The 21,335-nt window shown below is 73.2% G+C and carries 22 protein-coding genes; 14 read left to right on the forward strand and 8 right to left on the reverse strand.

The window, feature by feature from the left end; translation table 11 throughout:
- Positions 1-22 precede the first annotated feature (22 nt).
- From narH to ACYVID_RS07805, 4 genes are read left to right on the forward strand one after another with little or no spacing between them, the layout of a single operon-like run.
- Complete coding sequence (gene narH, locus ACYVID_RS07790; protein ID WP_460736049.1) at positions 23-1,702, forward strand: nitrate reductase subunit beta; 1,680 nt, start codon at positions 23-25, stop codon at positions 1,700-1,702.
- Positions 1,699-2,466, forward strand: a complete 768-nt coding sequence (gene narJ, locus ACYVID_RS07795) for a nitrate reductase molybdenum cofactor assembly chaperone (protein ID WP_460736051.1) — start codon at positions 1,699-1,701, stop codon at positions 2,464-2,466. The genes narH and narJ overlap by 4 nt, the downstream gene beginning before the upstream one ends.
- A gap of 1 nt (position 2,467) precedes the next feature.
- Entirely contained in the window at positions 2,468-3,196 is a 729-nt protein-coding gene (narI, locus tag ACYVID_RS07800) for a respiratory nitrate reductase subunit gamma (protein WP_460736053.1), read from the forward strand.
- Position 3,197: 1 nt separating this feature from the next.
- Entirely contained in the window at positions 3,198-3,533 is a 336-nt protein-coding gene (locus ACYVID_RS07805; RefSeq protein WP_460736055.1) for a cupin domain-containing protein, read from the forward strand.
- A 26-nt stretch (positions 3,534-3,559) separates the two neighbouring features.
- Here ACYVID_RS07805 and ACYVID_RS07810 read toward each other — a convergent pair whose 3' ends face one another.
- The gene (locus ACYVID_RS07810; protein WP_460736057.1) at positions 3,560-4,063 is read right to left on the reverse strand and encodes a VOC family protein; all 504 of its coding nucleotides are present in this window, start codon (positions 4,061-4,063) and stop codon (positions 3,560-3,562) included.
- Between the two features lie 165 nt (positions 4,064-4,228).
- On the opposite strand from ACYVID_RS07810, the gene ACYVID_RS07815 reads away from it, so the two are divergent.
- On the forward strand, positions 4,229-4,894 hold the full coding sequence (locus ACYVID_RS07815; protein ID WP_460736059.1) for a nitroreductase family protein: 666 nt from the start codon (positions 4,229-4,231) through the stop codon (positions 4,892-4,894).
- Between the two features lie 21 nt (positions 4,895-4,915).
- Here ACYVID_RS07815 and ACYVID_RS07820 read toward each other — a convergent pair whose 3' ends face one another.
- Entirely contained in the window at positions 4,916-6,010 is a 1,095-nt protein-coding gene (locus tag ACYVID_RS07820; RefSeq protein ID WP_460736061.1) for a spore photoproduct lyase family protein, read from the reverse strand.
- Between the two features lie 107 nt (positions 6,011-6,117).
- Here ACYVID_RS07820 and ACYVID_RS07825 point away from each other — a divergent pair, with 107 nt between their 5' ends.
- A complete protein-coding gene (locus tag ACYVID_RS07825) occupies positions 6,118-6,876 on the forward strand; it encodes a mechanosensitive ion channel family protein (RefSeq protein ID WP_460736063.1) in 759 nt (252 codons plus the stop codon).
- A gap of 234 nt (positions 6,877-7,110) precedes the next feature.
- Here ACYVID_RS07825 and ACYVID_RS07830 read toward each other — a convergent pair whose 3' ends face one another.
- Entirely contained in the window at positions 7,111-8,187 is a 1,077-nt protein-coding gene (locus tag ACYVID_RS07830; protein ID WP_460736065.1) for an NAD(P)H-dependent amine dehydrogenase family protein, read from the reverse strand.
- Between the two features lie 130 nt (positions 8,188-8,317).
- Positions 8,318-9,127, reverse strand: coding sequence for an SDR family NAD(P)-dependent oxidoreductase (locus ACYVID_RS07835; RefSeq protein WP_460736277.1), 810 nt, complete (start codon positions 9,125-9,127; stop codon positions 8,318-8,320).
- Positions 9,128-9,313: 186 nt separating this feature from the next.
- On the opposite strand from ACYVID_RS07835, the gene ACYVID_RS07840 reads away from it, so the two are divergent.
- Genes ACYVID_RS07840 through ACYVID_RS07850 form a run of 3 tightly spaced genes read left to right on the forward strand, consistent with a single transcriptional unit; the run spans position 9,314 to position 11,594 of the window.
- A complete protein-coding gene (locus ACYVID_RS07840; protein WP_460736067.1) occupies positions 9,314-9,736 on the forward strand; it encodes a WXG100 family type VII secretion target in 423 nt (140 codons plus the stop codon).
- The gene (locus ACYVID_RS07845; RefSeq protein ID WP_460736069.1) at positions 9,733-11,064 is read left to right on the forward strand and encodes a putative T7SS-secreted protein; all 1,332 of its coding nucleotides are present in this window, start codon (positions 9,733-9,735) and stop codon (positions 11,062-11,064) included. Before ACYVID_RS07840 ends, ACYVID_RS07845 begins: the two co-directional genes overlap by 4 nt.
- Positions 11,061-11,594: a hypothetical protein gene (locus ACYVID_RS07850; RefSeq protein ID WP_460736071.1), complete on the forward strand. Its 534-nt coding sequence runs from the start codon at positions 11,061-11,063 to the stop codon at positions 11,592-11,594. The genes ACYVID_RS07845 and ACYVID_RS07850 overlap by 4 nt, the downstream gene beginning before the upstream one ends.
- Before the next feature lie 8 nt (positions 11,595-11,602).
- Here the strand turns inward: ACYVID_RS07850 and ACYVID_RS07855 are convergent, their stop codons facing one another.
- The gene (locus tag ACYVID_RS07855; RefSeq protein ID WP_460736073.1) at positions 11,603-12,145 is read right to left on the reverse strand and encodes a hypothetical protein; all 543 of its coding nucleotides are present in this window, start codon (positions 12,143-12,145) and stop codon (positions 11,603-11,605) included.
- A complete protein-coding gene (locus ACYVID_RS07860; RefSeq protein ID WP_460736075.1) occupies positions 12,142-12,684 on the reverse strand; it encodes a DUF4333 domain-containing protein in 543 nt (180 codons plus the stop codon). The genes ACYVID_RS07855 and ACYVID_RS07860 overlap by 4 nt, the downstream gene beginning before the upstream one ends.
- Positions 12,685-12,814: 130 nt before the next feature.
- On the opposite strand from ACYVID_RS07860, the gene ACYVID_RS07865 reads away from it, so the two are divergent.
- The 3 genes from ACYVID_RS07865 to ACYVID_RS07875 all read left to right on the forward strand — a co-directional run bounded on the left by ACYVID_RS07865 (position 12,815) and on the right by ACYVID_RS07875 (position 15,746).
- Positions 12,815-14,905, forward strand: a complete 2,091-nt coding sequence (locus ACYVID_RS07865) for a sensor histidine kinase (protein ID WP_460736077.1) — start codon at positions 12,815-12,817, stop codon at positions 14,903-14,905.
- Between the two features lie 95 nt (positions 14,906-15,000).
- A complete protein-coding gene (locus tag ACYVID_RS07870; RefSeq protein WP_460736079.1) occupies positions 15,001-15,345 on the forward strand; it encodes a hypothetical protein in 345 nt (114 codons plus the stop codon).
- Positions 15,342-15,746, forward strand: coding sequence for a response regulator transcription factor (locus tag ACYVID_RS07875; protein WP_460736081.1), 405 nt, complete (start codon positions 15,342-15,344; stop codon positions 15,744-15,746). The genes ACYVID_RS07870 and ACYVID_RS07875 overlap by 4 nt, the downstream gene beginning before the upstream one ends.
- Here the strand turns inward: ACYVID_RS07875 and ACYVID_RS07880 are convergent.
- A complete protein-coding gene (locus ACYVID_RS07880; RefSeq protein WP_460736083.1) occupies positions 15,712-16,740 on the reverse strand; it encodes a bile acid:sodium symporter family protein in 1,029 nt (342 codons plus the stop codon). The genes ACYVID_RS07875 and ACYVID_RS07880 overlap by 35 nt on opposite strands.
- 94 nt (positions 16,741-16,834) lie before the next feature.
- A complete protein-coding gene (locus tag ACYVID_RS07885) occupies positions 16,835-17,995 on the reverse strand; it encodes a YihY/virulence factor BrkB family protein (RefSeq protein ID WP_460736085.1) in 1,161 nt (386 codons plus the stop codon).
- A gap of 166 nt (positions 17,996-18,161) precedes the next feature.
- On the opposite strand from ACYVID_RS07885, the gene ACYVID_RS07890 reads away from it, so the two are divergent.
- Positions 18,162-19,154 carry an NHL repeat-containing protein gene (locus tag ACYVID_RS07890; protein ID WP_460736087.1) on the forward strand — a complete coding sequence of 331 codons (993 nt, stop codon included), beginning with the start codon at positions 18,162-18,164 and terminating at the stop codon, positions 19,152-19,154.
- A 204-nt stretch (positions 19,155-19,358) separates the two neighbouring features.
- Positions 19,359-21,188 carry a CapA family protein gene (locus ACYVID_RS07895; RefSeq protein ID WP_460736089.1) on the forward strand — a complete coding sequence of 610 codons (1,830 nt, stop codon included), beginning with the start codon at positions 19,359-19,361 and terminating at the stop codon, positions 21,186-21,188.
- The last annotated feature ends 147 nt before the right edge of the window (positions 21,189-21,335 follow it).

A 21,335-nucleotide genomic window follows, 5' to 3' on the forward strand; every position in this document is an offset into this window, starting at 1 on the left:
ACGTCGATGGAGGACGTTTCACATGAAGGTAATGGCCCAGATGGCCATGGTGATGAACCTCGACAAGTGCATCGGGTGCCACACCTGCTCGGTGACGTGCAAGCAGGCGTGGACCAACCGCGCCGGCACGGAGTACGTCTGGTTCAACAACGTCGAGACCCGCCCCGGCCTCGGCTACCCCCGCACCTACGAGGACCAGGAGGAGTGGAAGGGCGGCTGGGAGCTGGACCGCAAGGGCCGGCTGGGGCTCAAGGGCGGCGGGCGCTGGAAGAAGCTCGCCACGATCTTCTCCAACCCCAAGCTGCCCTCGATCCAGGACTACTACGAGCCCTGGACCTACGACTACGAGACGCTCACCAGCTCCCCGGCCTCCGACACCTTCCCGGTGGCGCGGCCGAAGTCGCTGATCAGCGGCGAGGACATGGACGTCGAGTGGTCGGCCAACTGGGACGACGACCTCGGTGGCTCGAAGGAGCACGCAGCGCGCGACCTGATGCTCAAGGGCATCGAGGACAAGGTGAAGATGGAGTTCGAGGAGACCTTCATGTTCTACCTCCCACGCATCTGCGAGCACTGCCTCAACCCCTCGTGCGCGGCCTCCTGCCCCAGCGGCGCGATCTACAAGCGCGAGGAGGACGGCATCGTCCTGGTCGACCAGGACCGCTGCCGCGGTTGGCGCATGTGCGTCTCGGGCTGCCCCTACAAGAAGGTCTACTTCAACCACCGCACCGGCAAGGCCGAGAAGTGCACGTTCTGCTACCCGCGGATCGAGGTCGGCATCCCGACCGTGTGCTCGGAGACCTGCGTCGGGCGGCTGCGTTACATCGGCCTGGTGCTGTACGACGCCGACCGGGTGCTCGAGGCCGCGTCGGTCCAGGACGACCACGACCTGCTCGCCGCGCAGCGCTCCTGCTTCCTGGACCCCGACGACCCCGAGGTCCAGCGCGCCGCGGAGGCCGCGGGCATCCCGCGCGACTGGGTGGAGGCCGCCCAGCGGTCGCCGGTGTGGGCCCTGATCAACCGCTTCGAGGTGGCGCTGCCGCTCCACCCGGAGTACCGCACGATGCCGATGGTCTGGTACATCCCGCCGCTGTCGCCGGTCGTGGACGTCATCAAGGACACCGGCCACGACGCCGAGGACCACGGCAACCTCTTCGCCGCGATCGAGGCGCTGCGGATCCCCGTGGAGTACCTCGCCAACCTCTTCACCGCCGGCGACCCCGAGCCGGTGGAGCGGGTGCTGCGGCGGCTGGCCGCGATGCGGGCCTACATGCGTGACATCAACCTCGGCCGCGACCCCGACGACGCCATCCCCGGCAAGGTCGGGATGGACGGCGAGTCGATGTACGACATGTTCCGGCTGCTCGCCATCGCCAAGTACGACGAGCGCTACGTGATCCCGCCGGCGCACGCCGAGCAGGCGCACGCGCTGGAGGAGCTGGCGACCGAGTGCTCGCTGGACTTCGACGGCGGTCCCGGGATGTACGAGTCCGGCCCGTTCGGCGAGGGGTCGGGCCGGCCGGTCCCCGTCGCTGTGGAGAACTTCCAGATGCTGCGCGACCGCGCCACCTCCGACACCCTCGCCTCGCCCGCGGACAAGGCGACGCGGGTCAACCTGCTCAACTGGGACGGCAAGGGCGTGCCCGACGGGATGTTCCCGCCGCGGTCCGGTGCCGCGGCCGACGGGGAGGGGGTCCGGTGAGCCCGCTGCTGACCCGGCGCCGCGCACGCACGCCGGCGCTGACCAACGACCAGGTCCGTGCGACCTGGCAGGTCGCCTCGCTGCTGCTGGACTACCCGACCGACGAGCAGCCGATCGAGGTGGTCGCCACGGCGGTCGCGGCGCTCCCCGCGGTGGTCGCCGACCCCCTCGGCCGGTTCCTCGAGCACCGTCGGAGCACCCCGCTGGGCCGGCTCCAGGCCGACTACGTCGAGACCTTCGACACCCGACGCCGGTGCACGCTCTTCCTCACCTACTTCCTGCACGGCGACACCCGCAAGCGCGGGATGGCGCTGCTGCGCTTCAAGCAGGCCTACCTCGCCGCCGGGCTCGACCTCGACGACGCCGAGCTGCCCGACCACCTCGCGGTGGTGCTGGAGTTCGCCGCCACCTCCGACCTGGAGGCCGGCCGCCGGCTGCTGCTGGACCACCGGGCGTCGCTGGAGCTGCTGCGACTCTCGCTGGCCGACACCGGATCGCCCTGGGCCGACCTGGTCGTGGCCGTCTGCGCGGGCCTGCCGCCCGTCGAGGGCGAGGACCGCGAGCTGGTGCGGCGGCTCGCCGCGGCCGGGCCGCCCGATGAGGAGGTCGGGCTGACGCCGTACGGCGAGCCGGGCTTCGACGCCGCGCTCACCGACCCGACGTACCGCCTCCCGCCGCCCGGCGCGCCGGTCGACCTCGGCCTGCCGCTCATGCCGCCGGGGCTCTCGCGGTCAACCGCCACCCGGACCGGACGAGGAGCCTGAGATGGACCAGTTCCTGTGGGTGGTCGTGCCCTACCTCTCGCTCGCGGTCTTCGCCGTGGGCCACGTGTGGCGCTACCGCTACGACAAGTTCGGCTGGACGACGCGCTCCTCCCAGCTCTACGAGGACCGGCTGCTGCGCCTGGGCTCGCCGCTGTTCCACTTCGGCATGCTCGGGGTGGTCGGCGGGCACGTCATCGGCCTGCTCGTGCCGCGGTCCTGGACCGAGGCGGTCGGGATCTCTGACCACGCCTACCACTACGTGGCGGTCGGGGGCGGGCTCGTGGCCGGGGTCGCGGTGACGGTCGGGATGGTCATCCTGATCTACCGCCGGCGCACCGTCGGTCCGGTCTTCAGCGCCACCACGGCGATGGACAAGGTGATGTACGCCTTCCTGGCCGCGGCGGTGCTCCTCGGGATGTGGAACACCATCGCCGGGTCGATCTTCACCCTCGGCGGGGAGTACAACTACCGCGAGGGCGTCTCGGTCTGGTACCGCTCGTTCCTCGCCTTCTCGCCCGACGCCGAGCTGATGGCCGCCGCACCGCTGGGCTTCCAGCTGCACGCGCTGGTCGCCTTCTCGCTCTTCGCGCTGTGGCCCTTCACCCGTCTCGTCCACGTGTTCAGCGCCCCGCTGGGCTACGTCACGCGCCCCTACGTCGTCTACCGCAGCCGCGACGACCGCCAGCTGGGGAGCCACCGACCACGACGCGGCTGGGAGAAGGTGGGCTGAGATGGATGCCGTGGACCTCGAGGGCCTGGTCGAGGAGCACCTGGAGAAGGCGCGGACCGCGCACGCCGGCCGCAGCGCGACCACGCTGCACGGCGGGCGCACCCACCGGCTGCGCCAGACCCTCATCGCGCTGGCCGCCGGGCGGAGCCTCGGCGAGCACGAGTCGCCCGGCGAGGCGACCCTGCAGGTGCTGGGCGGGCGGGTGCAGCTGCACGCCGGCGGCCGCACCTGGATCGGGGAGCCGGGCGATCTGCTCGTCATCCCGCCCGAGCGCCACGACCTCGAGGCCGTGGAGGACAGTGCCGTCCTGCTGACCGTCGTCGTCGACCAGCACTGAGCCGACCCGGCGCCGGTGCGGCGGGGCTACAGGACCTGCTGGCCGTACATCTCCCCGAGCGGGTCGGCGATGAGCTCGATCCGGGCGCCGTCGGGGTCGCGGAAGTAGACCGAGACCCCGCTGTGGACGACGTGCTCGACACCGGCCTCGGTGAGCCGCTCCACCAGGGCGTGCCAACGCTCGGGCTCGACCGAGATCGCGCAGTGGTGCAGGCCGCCGAGCACCTCGGCGTACGGGCCGATGTCGAGGCCGGGGAAGTCGAAGAAGGCCAGCAGGTTGCCGTTGCCGATGTCGAAGAAGAAGTGCGAGGAGCCGGGGTAGTCGCGGTTCTCGATCAGCTCGGTCAGCGGGAAGCCCAGGACGTCCTGGTAGAAGCGGATCGTCTGCTCGACGTCGCTGGAGATGAGCGCGGTGTGGTGCAGCCCGCGGGCGGTGGAGGCGGGGCGCTCGCCGGGCGGGCGCAGGTGCTGCTCGCGCAGCTCGGCGCGGCGCGCCTCGAGGGCGGCGGTGTCACGGTCCTGGTCGGCCACGGGTCCTCCTGGTGTCGCTGGTCGTGCGGGCGGTCCGGGGAGGGGGACGCCCACCGCCAGTGAACAGCACCGCACCACCCCCGGTCGGCTGCCCGGTCGGCCGGTAGGGCCGCGTGGTGCCGCCGGGTGGTCGGTCGGGTGGGGCCGGTGCGGCAGGCTGGGGGCATGGAGCTCTCCGACGTCCTGCGCACGACCGCCGCGGTCCGCCAGTTCACCGACGAGGAGGTCGACGACGCGCAGCTGCACCGCGTGCTCGACCTCGCGCGGTTCGCCCCGAGCGGCGGCAACCGCCAGGGCGCGCACGTCACCGTCGTACGTGACCGGGCGACGCGGGAGCGGCTGGTCGAGCTCAACACGCCCGCCGCCAAGAGGTACGCCGCCCAGGTGGCCGCGGGCGAGAACCCCTGGAACACCGTCGTGCCGTCCGCGGTCACCGCCGAGCAGGTCGCCGCGACCCCGGTGCCGGAGCTGTTCGTGCGGCCGGTCCTCGAGGCGCCGGTGGTCCTCGTGGTGAGCGTCGACCTCGCCGTGGTGGCCGCGACCGACTCCGGGCTCGACCGCGTCGGGATCGTCGGAGGCGGGTCGGTCTTCCCGCTGGCCTGGAACATCCTGCTCGCCGCGCGCGAGGAGGGCCTCGGAGGCACGTTCACCACGATGGCCGTCGCGGAGGAGGCCGGGGTCAAGGAGCTGCTCGGGCTCCCCGACAGCCACGCCGTCGCCACCGTCATCCCGCTGGGGCACCCGGTCAAGCAGGTCACGAGGCTGCGCAGGGCCCCGGTGGAGGACTTCGTGACGCTGGAGCGCTACGACGGGGAGCCGCTGCGCGGCTGACCCCGGCTCAGGAGGCGTGGCTCAGAAGGCGTAGCGGACGCGCAGGTACGGCGTCTCCCGGGCGATGACCTCGAGCAGCCGGTCGCGCCAGGTGCTCTTCCACGACGCGCGGTAGCGCAGGTTCTGCTGGCCGCTGTGGCTGGTCTTGGCCTCCTGGAGGTCGGGGCGCCACAGCAGGTCCTCCCCGCGCGGGTGCCACCCGAGGTTCACCTCGTGCAGCCCCTCGTGGTGGGTCAGGAAGATGATCTCGCAGGCCAGCTGGGCCTTGGCGCGGTCGTCGAGGACGTCGTCGACCTCGCGGAGCAGGTCCCGCCAGCCCTCGAGCCACCCCTCCTGCACGACCACGGGACTGAGGTTGAGGTGCACCTCGTAGCCGGCCTCGACGAAATCGTTGACAGCCGCGATCCGCTCCGAGACCCGCGAGGTGCGCAGGTCCAGCACCTTGGCCTGCTCGTGCGGCATGAGCGAGAACCGCACCCGGGTGCCGCCACGGGGGTCCCAGGTGAGCAGGTCACGGTTGACCAGCTTGGTGGCGAAGCTCGCCTTCGCGCCGGGCAGGGTCGCGAACAGGTCGACGAGGTCGCGGACGTTGTCGGAGACGAGCGCGTCGGCCGAGCAGTCGCTGTTCTCGCCGAGGTCGTAGACCCAGTCGACCGGGTCGCACTGGTTGGGTGCCGGCTTGGGTCCCTGCCGACGCACGTGGCCGGCGAGGTAGCGGGTGATCCGCTCGATGTTGACGAAGACCGTCACAGGGTTGGCGTAGCCCTTGCGCCGCGGCACGTAGCAGTAGGAGCAGGCCATGGTGCAGCCGTTGGCCGTGGACGGTGCGATGAAGTCGGCCGACCGCCCGTTGGGTCGCACGGCGACCGACTTCTTCTCCCCGAGGACCAGCGTGGAGCGCTTGAGCCGCACCCAGTCCCGCACGTTCGCGGCGTCCCCGTGCAGGGCGGGGATGGCCTGGTGCGAGAGCACGGGGACCCGCTCCGCGTCGGGGAAGCGCGCCAGGACCTCGCGCCCGCGCCAGAACTCCTCGACGTGCGGCTCGTGGAAGATCCGGCGCACGTCGAGCAGGCGCGCGGCGGCACGGGAGGTGTCGCGGCGTACGTCGGCAGGCATCCGGACGACCCTAGGGCGGGGCGCCGACAGTCCCACCCGGACGGATGAGGGTCGCGCCGGGGGCCTCGGGCACCTGATCGTCACCACCCGACGAGAGGAACACCCCCGTGGACATCAAGAACAGCATCGAACGAGGGTTCGACACCTTCTTCGCCTTCCTGCCCAACGTGCTCGGCTTCCTCGTGCTCCTGGTCGTGGGCTACCTCGTGGCCAAGGTCGTGGGCGGCCTGGTCTCGAAGGCGCTCGGAAGGGCCCACCTCGACGAGCACATGCACAAGACCGACGCCCACGGCTTCGTCGAGCGGGTCATGCCCGGGGCCAGCGTCGAGCGCGGTGTGGGCCGGATCGTGTTCTGGCTCGTCTTCGCGTTCTTCCTCTTCGCCGCCATCGGTGCGCTGAAGATCCCCGCCGTCACCACCTTCATGAACCAGGTGCTGGCCTACCTGCCCAACGTCATCGTCGCGATGCTGATCTTCGTCGTCGCCGCCCTCGTCTCGGGCGCGGTCGCCGCGGGCGTCACCAAGGTCATGGGCGAGACCCCGACCGGCAAGGTCGTCGCCGCCGTCGTGCCCGCGGTCGTCATGGTCATCGCGATCTTCATGATCCTCGACCAGCTCCAGATCGCCGAGCAGATCGTCACCATCACCTTCGCCGCAATCATGGGCGCGCTCGCCCTCGGCCTCGCCCTCGCCTTCGGCCTCGGTGGCCGCGACGTGGCCGGCCGGATGCTCGAGGACGCCTACCGCAAGGGCCAGGAGGCCAAGGACCAGGCCAAGAGCGACATGCAGGTCCCGCGGGCCCGGGCCGAGGACGCGATGGCCGGGAACGCCTCGGGGTACTCCAACCCGCCGACCAGCAGCTTCTGAGCCAGCCGGTCCACCCGGACAGCAGGGACGGGGCCCCACCACCGTGCACGGCACGGGGGTGGGGCCCGTCTGCGTCCGTGGGACGTCGGACGAGCGGCTCAGCGGCTCGGCGGCTCGGACGCAGCGGGGGCGCCGGGATCTCCATCGCCGGCCGCTCGCAGCCTTCGTCGCGACGCCCCCGACCAGCAGGGCGTTGACCCGCACCAGCGGGGCGAGCTCGGAAATCGCCGAGGATCACCCGCGGTCCCTGCCGAGGTGGGGTGCGGCGCGCCCGGCGAGCAGCGGCAGGTCGAGGTAGGTGCGGATGCCGGGCTCGGCCGCGACGACGTACGGGATCGCGGACACGCAGTGGTTGGCCGTCACGACGATGCCGGGGTTGCGGACCAGGCCCTCCTCGATCGTCTCCGGCTGCAGGCCCTTGAAGGTCAGCAGGACGTCGGGGTCCCCGGTGACCTCGACCTCGAAGCGCTCGCCGGCAGGGCCGAAGTCCCAGGCGGGGTCGAGGTGCTCCTCGCCCATCAGCCAGTTGACGACCGCCGAGACGACCGGGGTCCCGTCGACGAGGGCGCGCCACTCGAAGCGGCGGGCGGCGACCTGGCCCGACTCGACGGTCCCGCTCGGGACGGGTGCCGGGATCGGCGCCGTGGCGACGGCGACCTCCTGGACGGTGTCGTAGGTCAGGTCCGCGCCGCCGAAGCCCATCTCGTCGACGATCATCCGCACCGAGGAGAGGAACCCGGCCCCCAGCAGGTCGGTGATGGGCCCGGCCATCGCGGCCTCCGGGCTGACCCCGAAGCCCATGATGTGCTGCACCACGTCGGGGGCGTTGTAGGTGCGGATGTCGCTGAACTCTTCCGAGCGCACGTGCGTGACCCCGGCGCTCAGCGCGGAGACCATCAAGGGGAAGCGTTCCGTGATGCCACCGGGGTGGATGCCGGTGCCGTGCAGGGTCGTGCCGCCCTCGGCGCACGCCGCGTCGATCGCCGCGGTGGTGCCGGCCCGGGGGTAGACCCAGCCCACGGGTGTCACGACGTCCTTGCCCGACCGCAGCAGGGCCACGACCTCGGACTCGTCGGGGAGCAGCGGGCTGTAGACCACGCAGTCGGCGTCGAGGGCGAGGATCTCGTCCTTGCTGGTCGTCGCCCGCACCCCGATGGGCTCACGGCCGACCAGCTCGCCGGCGTCCTTGCCGTGCTTGGCCTCGGAGTGCACCCACACCCCGACCAGCTCGAGGTCCGGGTGGGCGAGCACGGCCTCGATCGCCGCCCTGCCCACGCCACCGGTCGCCCACTGCACCACGCGGATCGTCATCGTTCTCCTTCGACGCTGGACTCCCGCCGCATGAGAACACGTTCTAGTGGCGTCTGTCATGGGCCTCGGTTGGGGTAGTCCGAACACGTTTTCACCCTCACCGCGAGCTGAGGGTGAAAAGTAGTGCGGACTACCCCCGCTCGGCGCGGCCCGTGATCCTGCCGAGCGGACCGGTGCGGCCCGGCGCCATCCGCGACCAGACGTCCAGGGCGCGGGCGTCGACGCCGGCGACCACCCGGGCCCGGTCCTTCTCGATCGCGGTGACGACCTGCTCGGCCAGCTTGGCCGGCGAGCGCATCATGACCGAGGCCATCCGGTGGCGGCCCATGTCCTGCAGCAGCGCGCGCTGCGAGCCCCGCGCGGACTCGGTGATGCCGGTGCGGTGGGCGCCGGGGAACACGGTGGTCAGCCCGATGGGGGAGCCGACCAGCTCGCCGCGCAGGGCCTCGGAGAAGGAGCGGACCGCGCCCTTGGTCATCGCGTAGACCGCGTTGTGGGGGAGCCCGAGCAGCCCGACCATGCTGGCCATGTTGACGATGTGCGCCTCGTCCTGCTGCCGCAGCACCGGCAGGAACGCGTGGCAGCCGTGGACCACGCCCCACACGTTGATGTCCATGATCCAGTGGATGTCCTCGAGGGTCTCCTTCTCGAAGGAGCCCGCCGAGGTCACGCCCGCGTTGTTGACCAGCACGTGGCAGGCGCCGTGCTCGCCCACCACCGCGTCGGCCAGGCCCGCGACCTGCTCGGCGGAGGAGACGTCCACGACGTGGGTGCTCGCGAGCACGCCACCGGTGCTGCGCACCAGGCGCGCGGTCTCCTCGGCCCCCTCACGGCGTACGTCGGCGCACGCGACCTGCACGCCCCGCCGGGACAGCGCGAGGGCGATCTCGCGACCGATCCCGCCGCCTGCTCCGGTCACCACGGCCACGCGCCCGTTCATCTCTCGCACCTGCGCATCCTGGCGTCTCCGGCTCCTCGAGGAGGGGCACGGTCACGAGTCGGACCCTCGCCGGGGCGGGGGCGGGAGGTCACCTGCAGCCGCGCCGGGGGCCCGCCGGGGTCGTGCGGTTTCCCGGGCACTGGTGCAGGGTAAAGGCGTGCGCAGGTACGACCCCGGGAGACGTGGATGACCTACGAGGTGCTCGTCGAGGAGCTGCGCGCCGCGTCCGGCGACTACCGTGCCGTGGCCGAGGAGCTGGGGTCGGGCTCGATCTGCCTGACCCACCGCACCCCCGAGCACCTCGGGCACGTCGAGCTCGCCGCGTGGCTGGGGGCGGTGGCCGAGCAGTGCACCGAGGCGAGCCGTGCGCTGCACGACGGCGCGGTCGACCTGGCCGAGGACCTGCAGACGGCGGCCGCTCACTACGAGAGCACCGACGACTCGGTGGCCCGGACGTTCCGGTTCCCCTCCCCGTTCCTCGACCCGCAGAGCCCCTTCCTCGCACCGGGGCCGGCGCCCTTCCCGGCCCCCGGCCAGGGTCCCGTCCTCGGCCCCCCCAGCCCGAGCGGTCCGGCCGGACCGAGCGCTCCCGCGGGCGGCACCCCGTGACGCTCCCCGACGGTGCGGCGCTGGGCAGCACCAGCGACCCCGCCGAGCTCGTCCAGGGCGACCCCGGCTCGGTCCGCACCAACGCCACGACGCTGGCCGACGAGGCCATCCGCGTCGAGCGCCTCGCCCGCGACGTCGACGACGTCGCCATCGCGGGCTGGAGCGGGGGCTGGGGCCAGCCGGCGTACGCCGCGGCCAGCGCCGCCGAGCAGGAGAAGTGGACCGCCTACGCCGGTGTCCTGCGCACCACCGCCGAGACGCTGACGACGTACGCCGAGGCGCTCACCACCGCGCAGAGCCGTGCCGCCGACGCGATCGCGACGTGGGAGCGGGGCGAGGAGGCCACGCGCGCGGCCGTCCAGCAGCACAACGAGGCGGTCGAGGCCTACAACAGCTACGTCAGCCGCCAGGTCTGCGTGCCGACGTACGGCGGTGGGCGGGTCGTCCCCTCGGTCGGGCCGTCCCGGCCGGGGCCGTTCGTCGACCCCGGGGAGTCGCTGCGCCGGGAGGCCGAGGAGATCCTGGCCGAGGCGCGCGAGGCGCTCGACGAGGCCGGCACCGCCGCCGTCCGGGCGCTCGGTGGCCTGCCCGGCGCGCGGACCGAGGGCTCCAGCGGCCCCGGCATGTCCGGCAGCGCCGAGGGTCCGAGCATCGACTGGGGCGACTGGCAGGACACCTTCGGGCGCAACCCCGCGCACGGTCCCGACGGCACCTACGACGGCGGCCTGCCGAGCAGTCCGTTCGCGATCAACTTCGGCCAGGTCGCGGGCGAGATGTACCTCTGGGGCGCCGACGGCTCGGTCGAGGACTACTGGGGCGACGTGCGGGTCCAGGCCGACGGGTCGCTCCGGGCGGTCGGCCTCGACGGGGCCGCCGGGGGCCGGATCGACGCCAACGGCCTGGTCGCGCACGGCCACGGGGCGTTCACGCTCTTCGGGGCCGAGGGCACGGCCGGCGGGGAGTACGGCCACCTCAGCGGGGAGGTCAGCGGCAGCGCCAGGGCCGAGGCCCGCGCCGAGGGCGACCTGACCCTCGGTCCCACGGGTGTGCACGCCGGTGGCGAGCTCTTCGCCGGGGGCCGTGTCGAGGTGGGCGCCCAGGGCGACGTGGGCGGGATCGGCGGCGAGGCCTCGGTCGAGGGCTGGGCCGGCGCCGGGATCGCCGGTGACCTCGACCTCGGCTACCGCGACGGCAAGATCGAGATCGGCGGCTCCGGCGGAGTGGCCTGGGGGCTGGGCGGCAAGATCAGCGGGTCGATCACCATCGACCCCGGTGAGGTCGTGGAGACCGGGGGCGACATCATCGACGCGATCGGAGACCTGCTGTGAGCAGCACCGCCCTGCCGCTGCCGGTGCGCTTCGCGCTGCCCGACGACGCGTGGGCACCGGTGGACCCGGAGTCCCTCGGTGTCCGCAACGCCGCCTTCCTGGCCGCCCGTGACGCGGCCGCGGGGGAGTACCACCCCACGATCACCGTCTCCGGCGGGTGGCGCAGCGACGCCGCCAGCCTGGAGCAGATCGCCGACGAGTCGATCGAGAAGCTGCGCGCGGAGGGCGCCGAGGAGGTCGAGCTGCTGCAGCGCCGGTCCCTGGGCACCGAGCACGCACCTGCGGTCACCCAGTCCGTCGGCGCCGTCGCCACGGTCGAGGGCCGGCGCCAGGACCTGCGCCAGGCCCAGGTCGTGCAGGGGCTGGTCGACGTCGAGGACCCCGCCCGCCGGGTCGTGATGATCTACACGCTCACCTGCACCTACCGGCAGTGGGAGCAGGTGGTGCCGGAGTTCCAGGCGTTCATGGCCACCGTCGAGGTGGTCCCGCAGCAGCCCGGTCCCCCGGCCGAGGGGCAGTCCGAGGGGTAGGCCGGGCCTCAGCCGAAGTAGCCGGTCAGGGCCAGCACCACGGTCAGCACGAGCCCGACGAGGGCCCCGACGCCGACCAGGCCCGCGGCCCACAGGCCGATCCGCTCCGCGCCGCCACGCCGCAGCTCCATGCCGAGCTGCTGGGCCACGCCGGTCACCAGGTCGCGGCCCTCCTCGGAGCCGAAGCGGAAGTCGGCCTGCACGCCGAAGCGGCCGTGCTCGTCGAAGGCCCAGACCTTCTGTGCCCCGAGCTCCTTGACCCGACCGAGCTGGCGCTCGGCGGTGGCCGCGACCCGGGGCGTCCCGGCCACCCACTCGACGCTGCGAGCGTCGTCGGTGATCGTGTAGGTGCCGGGGGAGGGGACGGCCACGTGGTGCACGTAGACCTTGCTCAGCCCGGCCTTGTTGAACAGGCCGAACCATTGCGCGTCCACGACGTCGAGGGAGACGTCGAAGCCCTCGGCGGTCGGCGTGACGACGTACGGCGTGCCCTCGGCAGCCTGCTGGACCCCTCGCATCAGCGCGGTGGCCTCCGGCGTCGGGGTGGTCACGAGATCTCCTCGTCGACCTGCACGTCGAACTCGACCTCGGCCCCGTCGACCTCGGTGACGGTCACGGTCACGCCGAGCTCGTCGGATCCGGCGGTGAGCACGCAGCGCAGCTCCTCGCCGACCCGGCCGACCAGGTCGGCGGGGCAGGAGACGTCGTCCGGGGCGACCCCGACCTGCTCGGCCAGGCGCGCCGAGACCTGCTCCTCCACGGAGCTGCCCAGCAGCGTGGGTGCCACCTCGTAGGCGATGTCGGAGCCGTCGACCTCGGTGACCACCACCTCGACGGGGACCTGGTCGCCGTCGAGGGTGACCTCGCACCGCACCGACTCCTCGACGGTGCCGGTGAGGTCCTCGGGGCAGCTGACCTCGGGCTCGGTGCCGACCTGGCCGGCCAGCGTCTGCGCGACGTCGCGCTCGAGGTCGGCACGCTCGACCACCGGGGTGCCGCCGCAGCCGGCGAGCAGCAGGGCGGCGAGGCCCGTGCCGGCCGGCAGCAGGAGAGGGGTACGGGAGCGGGGAGCGGGGCGGGAGCGGCGCACGCACCCATGATGTCGTCGGGACCGGGGCGCCAAACCCCCTGACGAGGGCCGTCCGGCTGCGGCAGGGACGAAGGTCCCGACCTCGTCCGATCCCGTGAGGGGGACGGGTCCGGACCTCTACCGTCGTCTGGTGATCGAACGCTTCCCGGATCGCCCCGAGCGGTTGTCGCGCGGGTTGGCGCTGGTCGTGGCCACGGTTGCCCTCACGGTCGTGGTGGGGTGGGTGCTGCAGGTCGAGGTCCTGGTGACGGTGCTGCCCGGGCTCACGAGCATGAAGCTCAACACGGCCCTGTGCCTGCTGGCGCTCTCGGTCTCGACGGGCCGGCTGGTGCCCGGGCACGGGTGGCTCCCGGTGCCGGTCCTCGTCGTGACCCTCGTGACCCTGTCCGAGCACGTGGGCGGCGCCTCGCTGGGCATCGACGAGCTGCTGGTCGACGACTTCACCCACACCGCGGGTGCCAACCCCCCGGGGCGGATGGCGATCACCACGGCGATCGCGTTGACGGCGCTCGCGGTCGCGCTGCTCGCCCAGGACCGGGGCCGGGTCCGCACCCCCCAGGTGCTTTCCGCGCTCACCTTCGTCGTCGGTTTCGTGGCCGTCCTGGGCTACGCCTACGGCGTCTCCTCGCTGTACGCCGTGGTCGCCTACTCCACGGTCGCGCTGCACACCGCCGTGGTGCTGGCGCTGCTCGCGGTCGCCGTGCTGGCGCGTCAGCCGGGCGGCTGCGTGCCCTGGCTCCTCGAGGGCCGCGACCCCGGTGCCGTGGTGGGCCGGATGCTGGTCCCGATCGCCCTGCTGGGCCTGCCCTTGCTGGGCTCGCTGCGCCTGGCCGGGGAGCGGGCCGGGTGGTACGACGGGGTGTTCGGCCTGGCCCTCATGGTGCTCGGCAGCGCCACGGTCATCGTGGCGCTCGCTCTCGTGGTCGGGCGCCGGCTCCAGGCGGTCGACATGGCCCGCGAGAGCGCCCAGCTCGAGCTCGAGAGGTTGGTGGAGTCCCTGCGCGAGGGTCGCGACGAGGCATGGGCGCGGGCCGAGCGGATCGCGGTCGAGCTGGCCGAGGAGCGCGCGCAGTTCACCCGCAGCATCGGGCAGCTCGACGACCAGTTCTGCACGCTCCGCGTCGACGCCGGAGGCCGCATCGCTGGCCACTTCGCGACACCGGACCCCGTCGGCCTGCTCAGCCCGGTCGTGGCCCGCCTCGTCGGCGTGCTGGACGGCCCCGACCTGGAGCCGGGCTCCGCGCGCACCCTGGACGTGGTCGCGGGCCAGGTGCGCGCGGGGCGCCCGGTGAACGTCGAGGTGCAGGTCCCGGGAGCCGACGGGCTGGTGCGATGGGTCTGGCTGCGGGGGACGCCGCGGCGCGAGGGCGAGGACCTCTACGTCGACCTCGTGGCCACCAACGTCGACGAGCGGCGCGCGCTGACTGACAAGCTCGAGGACGCCCTCGACGTGGCCCGTCGGCAGCGCGACGAGCTGGAGCAGGTCAACCGGCTCAAGGACGAGTTCGTGGCGATGGCCGGCCACGAGCTGCGCGGTCCGCTCGCGGTCATCAGCGGCAACCTCGAGCTCCTGGGCCTCACTGCGCCCTCGCCGGAGCAGGCCCGTTCCCTGGAGACCATCCGACGACGCGCAGAGGGCATGCAGGCCCTGGTCGACGACCTCTTCGACCTGGCCCGGTTGCGCTCGGGCGGGGTGTCGGTGGAGCCGGTCCAGGTCGTCGTCGACGCGGCCGTCCACGAGGTCGCCGCCGAGCTGGAGCCGGCCGCGCGCGCCGGCGAGGTGCGACTGGAGGTCGCGGACACCGGACCGACCGGCCTGACGGCGTACTGCGACCCGCGGCGGCTGCACCAGATGCTGGCGAACCTGGTCGGCAACGCCGTGAAGTACACCCCGCCCGGCGGGCGGGTGCAGGTCTGCGTCGCGCCCGTCGGCGACCGCGTGCGCGTCGAGGTGCTCGACACCGGGATCGGCGTGGCGGAGGCGGACCTGCCGCACCTGTTCGAGAAGTTCTACCGCGCCAGCAGCGCCCGCGCGGGGCAGCTGCCCGGCACCGGCCTGGGGCTGGCAGTCACCCACGCCCTCGCCGAGGCGCAGGGCGGCAGCGTGTGGGCCGAACGGCGCGAGGGTGGCGGCATGCGCTTCGTCCTGGAGCTGCCGCGGACAGATCCCGCCGCGCTGGCAGCGACGCCGGCGTTCGGGACCTCCGTCCCCCAGCCCTGAAGGACACGTGAAGATCCCGCCCGACTCCTGGGAGTGCCCCGGGGCCCGGCCGATCCTGAGGGAGAAGCCGAATCCCCCCGTCCCCAGGAGCCCTCATGATCATCGCGGACCTCCCGCTCGCTGATGCTGACCTGCACGGGTACGACGGGCTCGACGTCCCCCACCACCGGATCGCGGCCAGCGACCCGTTGGAACCCGGCCAGCTCCTCGTGGTGCGCACGCTCGATGGCGTGTGCCGGTGCGCGGAGGTGGTCGGTCTCCGGTTCACGCCCACCGACACGGTCTACGAGCTGCGCCTCGGTGTGCCGATGTCCGGAGAGGTGGTCCGCACCCTCACCCAGCGCCGGCCGGCACCCCGGCGCTGGGTGAGCGACGCCGACCTGGTCGGCATGCTCGTGGACTGCGGGCGGATGCAGCGCCGCACGGAGCATGTGTCGTGAGCGCGGACGGCACCCCGACCCTCCTCGTCGCCGAGGACGACCCGGACCTGCTGGAGCTGCTCGTCGCCGCCCTGCGGATGACCGGTCACGAGGTCGTCGCCGCCCGCGACGGGATGCAGGCGCTGGCGCTGCTGCGCTCGCGCCCGATCGATCTGGCGGTGCTCGACGTCCTGATGCCCCGGATGACCGGGCTCGAGGTGGTGCGCGAGGTGCGGTCCGATCGCAGCATCGACCAGCCGGTGCTGCTCATGCTCTCGGCGCTGTGCAGCCGCAGCGACGTGCGTGCCGGTCTGATCGCCGGCGCCGACGACTACCTCGCCAAGCCGTTCGACCTCGGCGAGCTCATCGACCGGGTCGACGTGCTCCTCACCGAGCGGGCGGTGTCGGTCCCGTCGATCTGACGCGCTCGCCCGGGCGGTCGTCCGGGCGAGCACTCCGGCGTCGCCACCAGGTCGCCAGGGCCAGCCCCGTCGCCACGTCCCAGAAGCCCCAGAGCGCGGCGACCAGGGCGACCCCGCCGTACTCCGGGAAGAAGCTGATCGCCAGCACCAGCGCCAGCGCGGTGTTGCGGACGCCCACCTCCAGGGTCACCGCGCGACGGGCGGCCGCCGGGATGCGGCAGGCGAGCGCGACCGCGAAGCCGACCGCCAGGGACATGGCGTTCTGGGCGACGACGGCCGGGCCCACCTCGAGGAGGTACGCCGCGGAGCCGGACAGGTTGGAGGCCAGCCCGCCCACGACGATGAGCAGGAGCATCACCAGCACGGTCGGCTCGACCAGGGGCCGCAGCCGACCGGCGACCCGGGGCAGTGCCCGCGCCACGAGGATGCCGGCCGCGAAGGGTGCCACGATCAGCAGCAGCACCTCGAGCAGGACCTCCAGCGGCGAGAGGTCCACGGAGTCCAGCACCTGGCTGGCCTGGGGCGAGCGGGAGGCCCAGAAGGCCAGCGCTACGGGGGTCACGACCGCCGCCAGGGCACTGGACAGCGTGGTCAGCGAGACCGAGAGGGCCACGTCTCCGCGGGCACGGTGGGTGAGCAGGTTCGACATGGAGCCGGCCGGTCCGGAGACCACCAGCAGCATGCCGAGGGCGATCGAGGGGGCGAGGTCGAAGGCTGCGACCAGCACCAGCGTGAGCGCCGGCACCAGCACGAACTGGGCGAGCGTCACCGCGGCGAAGACGACCGGACGGCGGGCGACGCCGCGCAGGTCCTCGGTGCGCACGTCGAGCGCGATCCCCAGCAGCAGCAGGGCGATCATCGCCTTGATCGCGAGGTCGAAGCCGCCGCTGATCTCCAGGCTGAAGGAGTCGATGCCCGTCGGTCCGGTCGTGCCGGAGGCCGGTGCGGAGGCGGCCGCCAAGTGGTGGGCGAGGGTCGCGCCGACGAGGGTCACCGGTGCATGAGAACACGTTCCAGCGCCCCACGGAGGGAATCCGGCGGCCCCGTCCGGGACGTCGTGCGGGACGCGTCGCCGGGACCGGCGTGCCTCAGGGTGACTCGGTCGTGTCGTTGCGCACGTGCTTCGGGCCGGTGGTCCGGTGGTCCGCGGTGTCGTCCCGGGCGTCGTCCGGTCCGTCCTGCTCGGCCTGGTCGTCGGCCCCACGCGACTCGCGCAGCGCCCGGCCGCGGGCGACGTCCTCGCGGTGCTTGGCCTCGGCCTTCTCGATGCCGCGGGTGTCGCGCGGCGGCAGCAGCAGCCGCTCCTCGGCCGGCAGGCCGGCCTGCAGCTCGCGACCGCGCTCGAGCTCGGAGTCGAGCTCGGCGCCGAAGAGCAGCGCCAGGTTGGTGAGCCACAACCACAGCAGGAAGACGATGACGCCCGCCAGCGAGCCGTAGGTGCGGTCGTAGCTGGAGAACTGCGACACGTAGAGGCCGAAGGCGGCCGAGGCCAGCACCCAGACCAGGATCGCGAGGGCGGCACCGATCGAGATCCAGCGGAACCGCGGCTGCTGCACGTTGGGGACGGCGTAGTAGAGGATCGCCACCATCGCCACGACGGCGGCCAGCATCACCGGCCACTTCGCCACGGCCCAGGCCAGCTGCGCGGTGCTGCCCAGGCCGACCTGGTCCCCGACGGCCTCCGCCGCAGGGCCGGTGAGCACCAGGCCCACGAGCACGAGGGCGGCCAGGACGACCTCCACCAGGGTCACCAGCAGCATCCAGGGGCGGAGCTTCCAGATCGGCCGACCCTCGCCGATCTCGTGCATCCGGTTCATGGCACGGCCGAAGGACCCGACGTAGCCCGAGGCCGACCACAGGGCGCCGAGCAGACCGACCACCAGGCCGAGTCCTGCCGTGTCGGTGGCCGAGAGCTCGAGCAGGGTCGGCTCAAGGGTGTCGGCGACCGAGCCGGCGCCGAGGTCGCGGAGCACCTCGAGGACCGTGCGGGCGGCCTCGTCGCCCTGCCCCACGAGCCCGACCAGGCTCATCAGCGCGATCATCGCCGGGAACAGCGCCAGCACGGCGTAGTAGGTCAGCGCCGCCGCGATGTCGGTGCACTGGTCCTTGCTGAACTCCCGGCCGGTCTTGCGCAAGACGTAGAGCCAGGACCGCCTCGTCAGGTCGTCGGGGGAGTCCGGCTTCGCCGGGTGGTCGGCATCGGGGCGCTGCTCCAGGGCCGTGCTCGTGCCGGACGCTCGCGTGCTCATGACTCGGGCGATGCCCGCTCGCGGTCGTGCCCACGCCACCCCTCCGGGCGGCCGGACGGACCGAACGGGTGACTGGTCCCCTTGAGCACGCACGTACTTTCGAGTTCAACCATCCCGACGACTCGGCGTCGCAGGACAGGCGCCGACCCGACCCCCTGGAGCGCGCATGTCCCACCTCCCCGCCCGCCGCACCCGCCCTGCTCGTCGCACACCCCTCACTGCGGCTCTGAGCGCCACGCTGACCGCGACCCTGGGCGCCGGGGTGCTCACCGCCGGCCTGCTCAGCCCCGCCTCGGCCGGGCCGAAGGGGAACTTCCCCGAGACCTTCGCCCTGCCCGACGGCTTCCAGCCCGAGGGCATCACCATCTCCGGTCGCTTCGCGTGGTTCGGCTCGCGCCTCGACGGCGACGTCTACCGCGCCGACCTGCGCACCGGTGAGGGGGAGCGGATCAGCGAGGGTCCGGGCACGGCCTCGGTCGGCCTGAAGGTCGACGACCAGCGCCGTCTCTTCATCGCCGGCGGCCCGGCCGGCACGGCCCGCGTCGTCGACGGCACCACCGGTGAGCTGCTGGCCGACTACACCCTCAACACCGGCGCGAGCTTCGTCAACGACGTGGTGCTGACCGAGGACGCCGCGTGGTTCACCGACTCCCAGGCGCCCGTCCTGCACGTGCTCCCGCTGGGCGAGGACGGTGCGCTGCCGACCCAGGCCGAGGTCCGCCAGGTCCCGCTGACGGGCGACTGGCAGCAGGTCGAGGGCTTCAACGCCAACGGCCTGACCCTCACCCCCGACGGCCGCGGCCTGCTGGTCGTCAACTCCACCAGCGGCCTGCTCTACCGCGTCGACCCGACCACCGGCGTCGCCACCGAGGTCGACCTGGGCGGTGCCTCGCTGACCAACGGCGACGGCATGCTGCTGCAGGGCCGCACGCTGTACGTCGTCCAGAACCGCGACAACGTCGTCACCGTGCTGCGGATGAAGCCCGACGGGCTGACCGGTGAGCGCATCGGCGCCATCACCGACAGCGACTTCGACGTGCCCACGACCGTCGCCCGCAAGGGCCAGCGGCTCTACCTGCCCAACGCCCGCTTTAGCACGCCGCCGACCCCCGAGACGACCTACGACGTCGTCAAGGTGTCGGCCAAGAGCGTGCGCTGAGGGCCTGCACCGAGACCGCGGGTCCGCGCGTCCGTGGGGGGACGCGCGGGCCCGTGCCGGCCCCGCTCCGGCCCTCGGAGCAGGGCGTCGACACCCATCCCCCGGCCGGGACGAGATCGCATGACCTCACCCCGGCGAGCTTGATCGCCCCGCAAGACTGGTGATCCTTCAACTACCCGTCATCGACTCGGGAGACGGATCCACATGGCCACGGACCAGACCGCCGACCAACGCTCGCCGCGCACCGTCCGACGAGCGCTCGTGGCCCTCGGCACCGTGCTGACCCTGGGTGCGGTGCTGCTCGTGGAGCAGCGCAGTAGTGGGCCGGCGGGTGCCGAGGACATGAAGGACACCCCCGGCGAGCGGGCCGGTGACGGCGACGGTGGCACCGTGCGGGCCGGGGGCGCGGACGAAGGGCCCAGGGGTGCGGTGACGATCGCCCTGGCCGGCGACGTCCACCTCGAGGGCGTCCTCGCCGAGCTCGACGACCAGTCCGGCTCGACGCTCGGCCCGATGTCGCGCGCGCTCTCGACCGCCGACGTCGCGGTGGTCAACCTCGAGAGCGCGATCAGCGACGGGTCGCTGCCGATGGCCGCCAAGGAGCTAGAGGACCCGGGCAACCGCTACTGGTTCTCGGCCTCGCCGTCGGTGCTGGGGCTGATGGAGCGGTCCGGCGTCGACGCGGTCAGCCTGGCCAACAACCACGGTGCCGACTACGGCCGCGCCGGGCTGCGCGCGGCGCTCGCTGCCGCGGAGGGCTCCCCGGTCGGGGTGGTGGGGGTCGGTCGGACGCCGGAGGAGGCGTACGCGCCGTACCGCACCAGCGTGCGCGGCACCGACATCGCCGTCCTCGCCGCCGATGCCTCGCCCCGCGAGAGCGCCGAGCGGACCTGGGCGATCGGTCCCGGGACCGGTGTCGGGATGGCTGCGGCCCGCCGGCCCGACGCCCCCGCGCTGCTCGCGGCCGTGCGCGACGCCGCCGCCCGCGACGACGTCGTGGTCGTCTACCTGCACTGGGGCGAGGAGCTGCAGGTCGCGCCCACGGACGACCAACGGGCCCTCGCCGAGAGCCTCGCCGAGGCCGGCGCCGACGTGGTCGTCGGTGCGCAATCCCACGTCCTGCAGGGTGCGGGGATGCTCGGCGACACCTACGTCGGCTACGGGCTGGGCAACTTCGCCTGGTACCACGGCCGCCAGTCCGAGACCGGCGTCCTGCGCCTGACCGTCCGCGACGGCGAGGTGGTGCGCGACCAGTGGGTCCCCGGGCGGATCCCGTTGGAGGGTGGCGTCCCGCAACCACTGGAGCGCTCCGAGCGACCCGCCGCCGTTGCCGCCTGGCGGGCGCTGGGCCCGGCGGCCGGCCTGGCCGCGCTCGACCGGCCGGAGCGCGCGCCGGACGGCCCGTCCGACGGGACCGCCGGCTCCTCCGGCGAGGCGGCCGCTCCCGACGTACCCGCCGAGTTCGTCGGCACCGTGCGCCCGCTCGGACCCGCCGTGCGCCAGCGGATGCTCGGCGTTAGCCACCGCCCCGCCGAGTGCCCGCTCGGCTGGGACGACCTGCGGCTGCTGCGCCTCTCCTACGTCGGGTACGACGGCGTCGACCGGGTCGGCCGGATGGTCGTGGCCCGCGAGGTCGCGCAGGACGTCGTCGGCATCTTCCGTGACCTGCACGAGGCACGGTTCCCGATCAGGCGGATGAAGCTGGTCGACGCCTACGGCGGCGACGACGACCGCTCGATGGCCGCCGACAACACCTCCGCCTACAACTGCCGGGCGGTCACCGGGGGGTCCACGTTCTCGGACCACGCCTACGGCAAGGCGATCGACATCAACCCTGTGCGCAACCCCTACGTCCTGCCGAGCGGCGTCCTCCCGCCCGCGGGCCGCGCGTACGCCGACGTCGACCGCTCATCGGGCGCCGACGCCGAGCCCGGCGTGATCGTGGCCGGCGACGTCGTCGTGCGGGCCTTCACCTCCCGCGGCTGGGAGTGGGGCGCGAGCTTCGCCGACTACCAACACTTCAGCACGAACTGACGCGGCGGCCAGGAGCTGCCGGCGTCGGCCGCGCGGGTCCGGCCCGAGGCTGGGGTCGAGGTGTGAGCTGTGGCCAGGGTCGAGGTGTGGGTCGAGGCCCCAGGACGCGTTGTGGCGCGTCACCAGGCCTCGACCCGCACCTCGACC

The sequence above is a fragment of the Nocardioides ginkgobilobae genome (assembly GCF_054781275.1).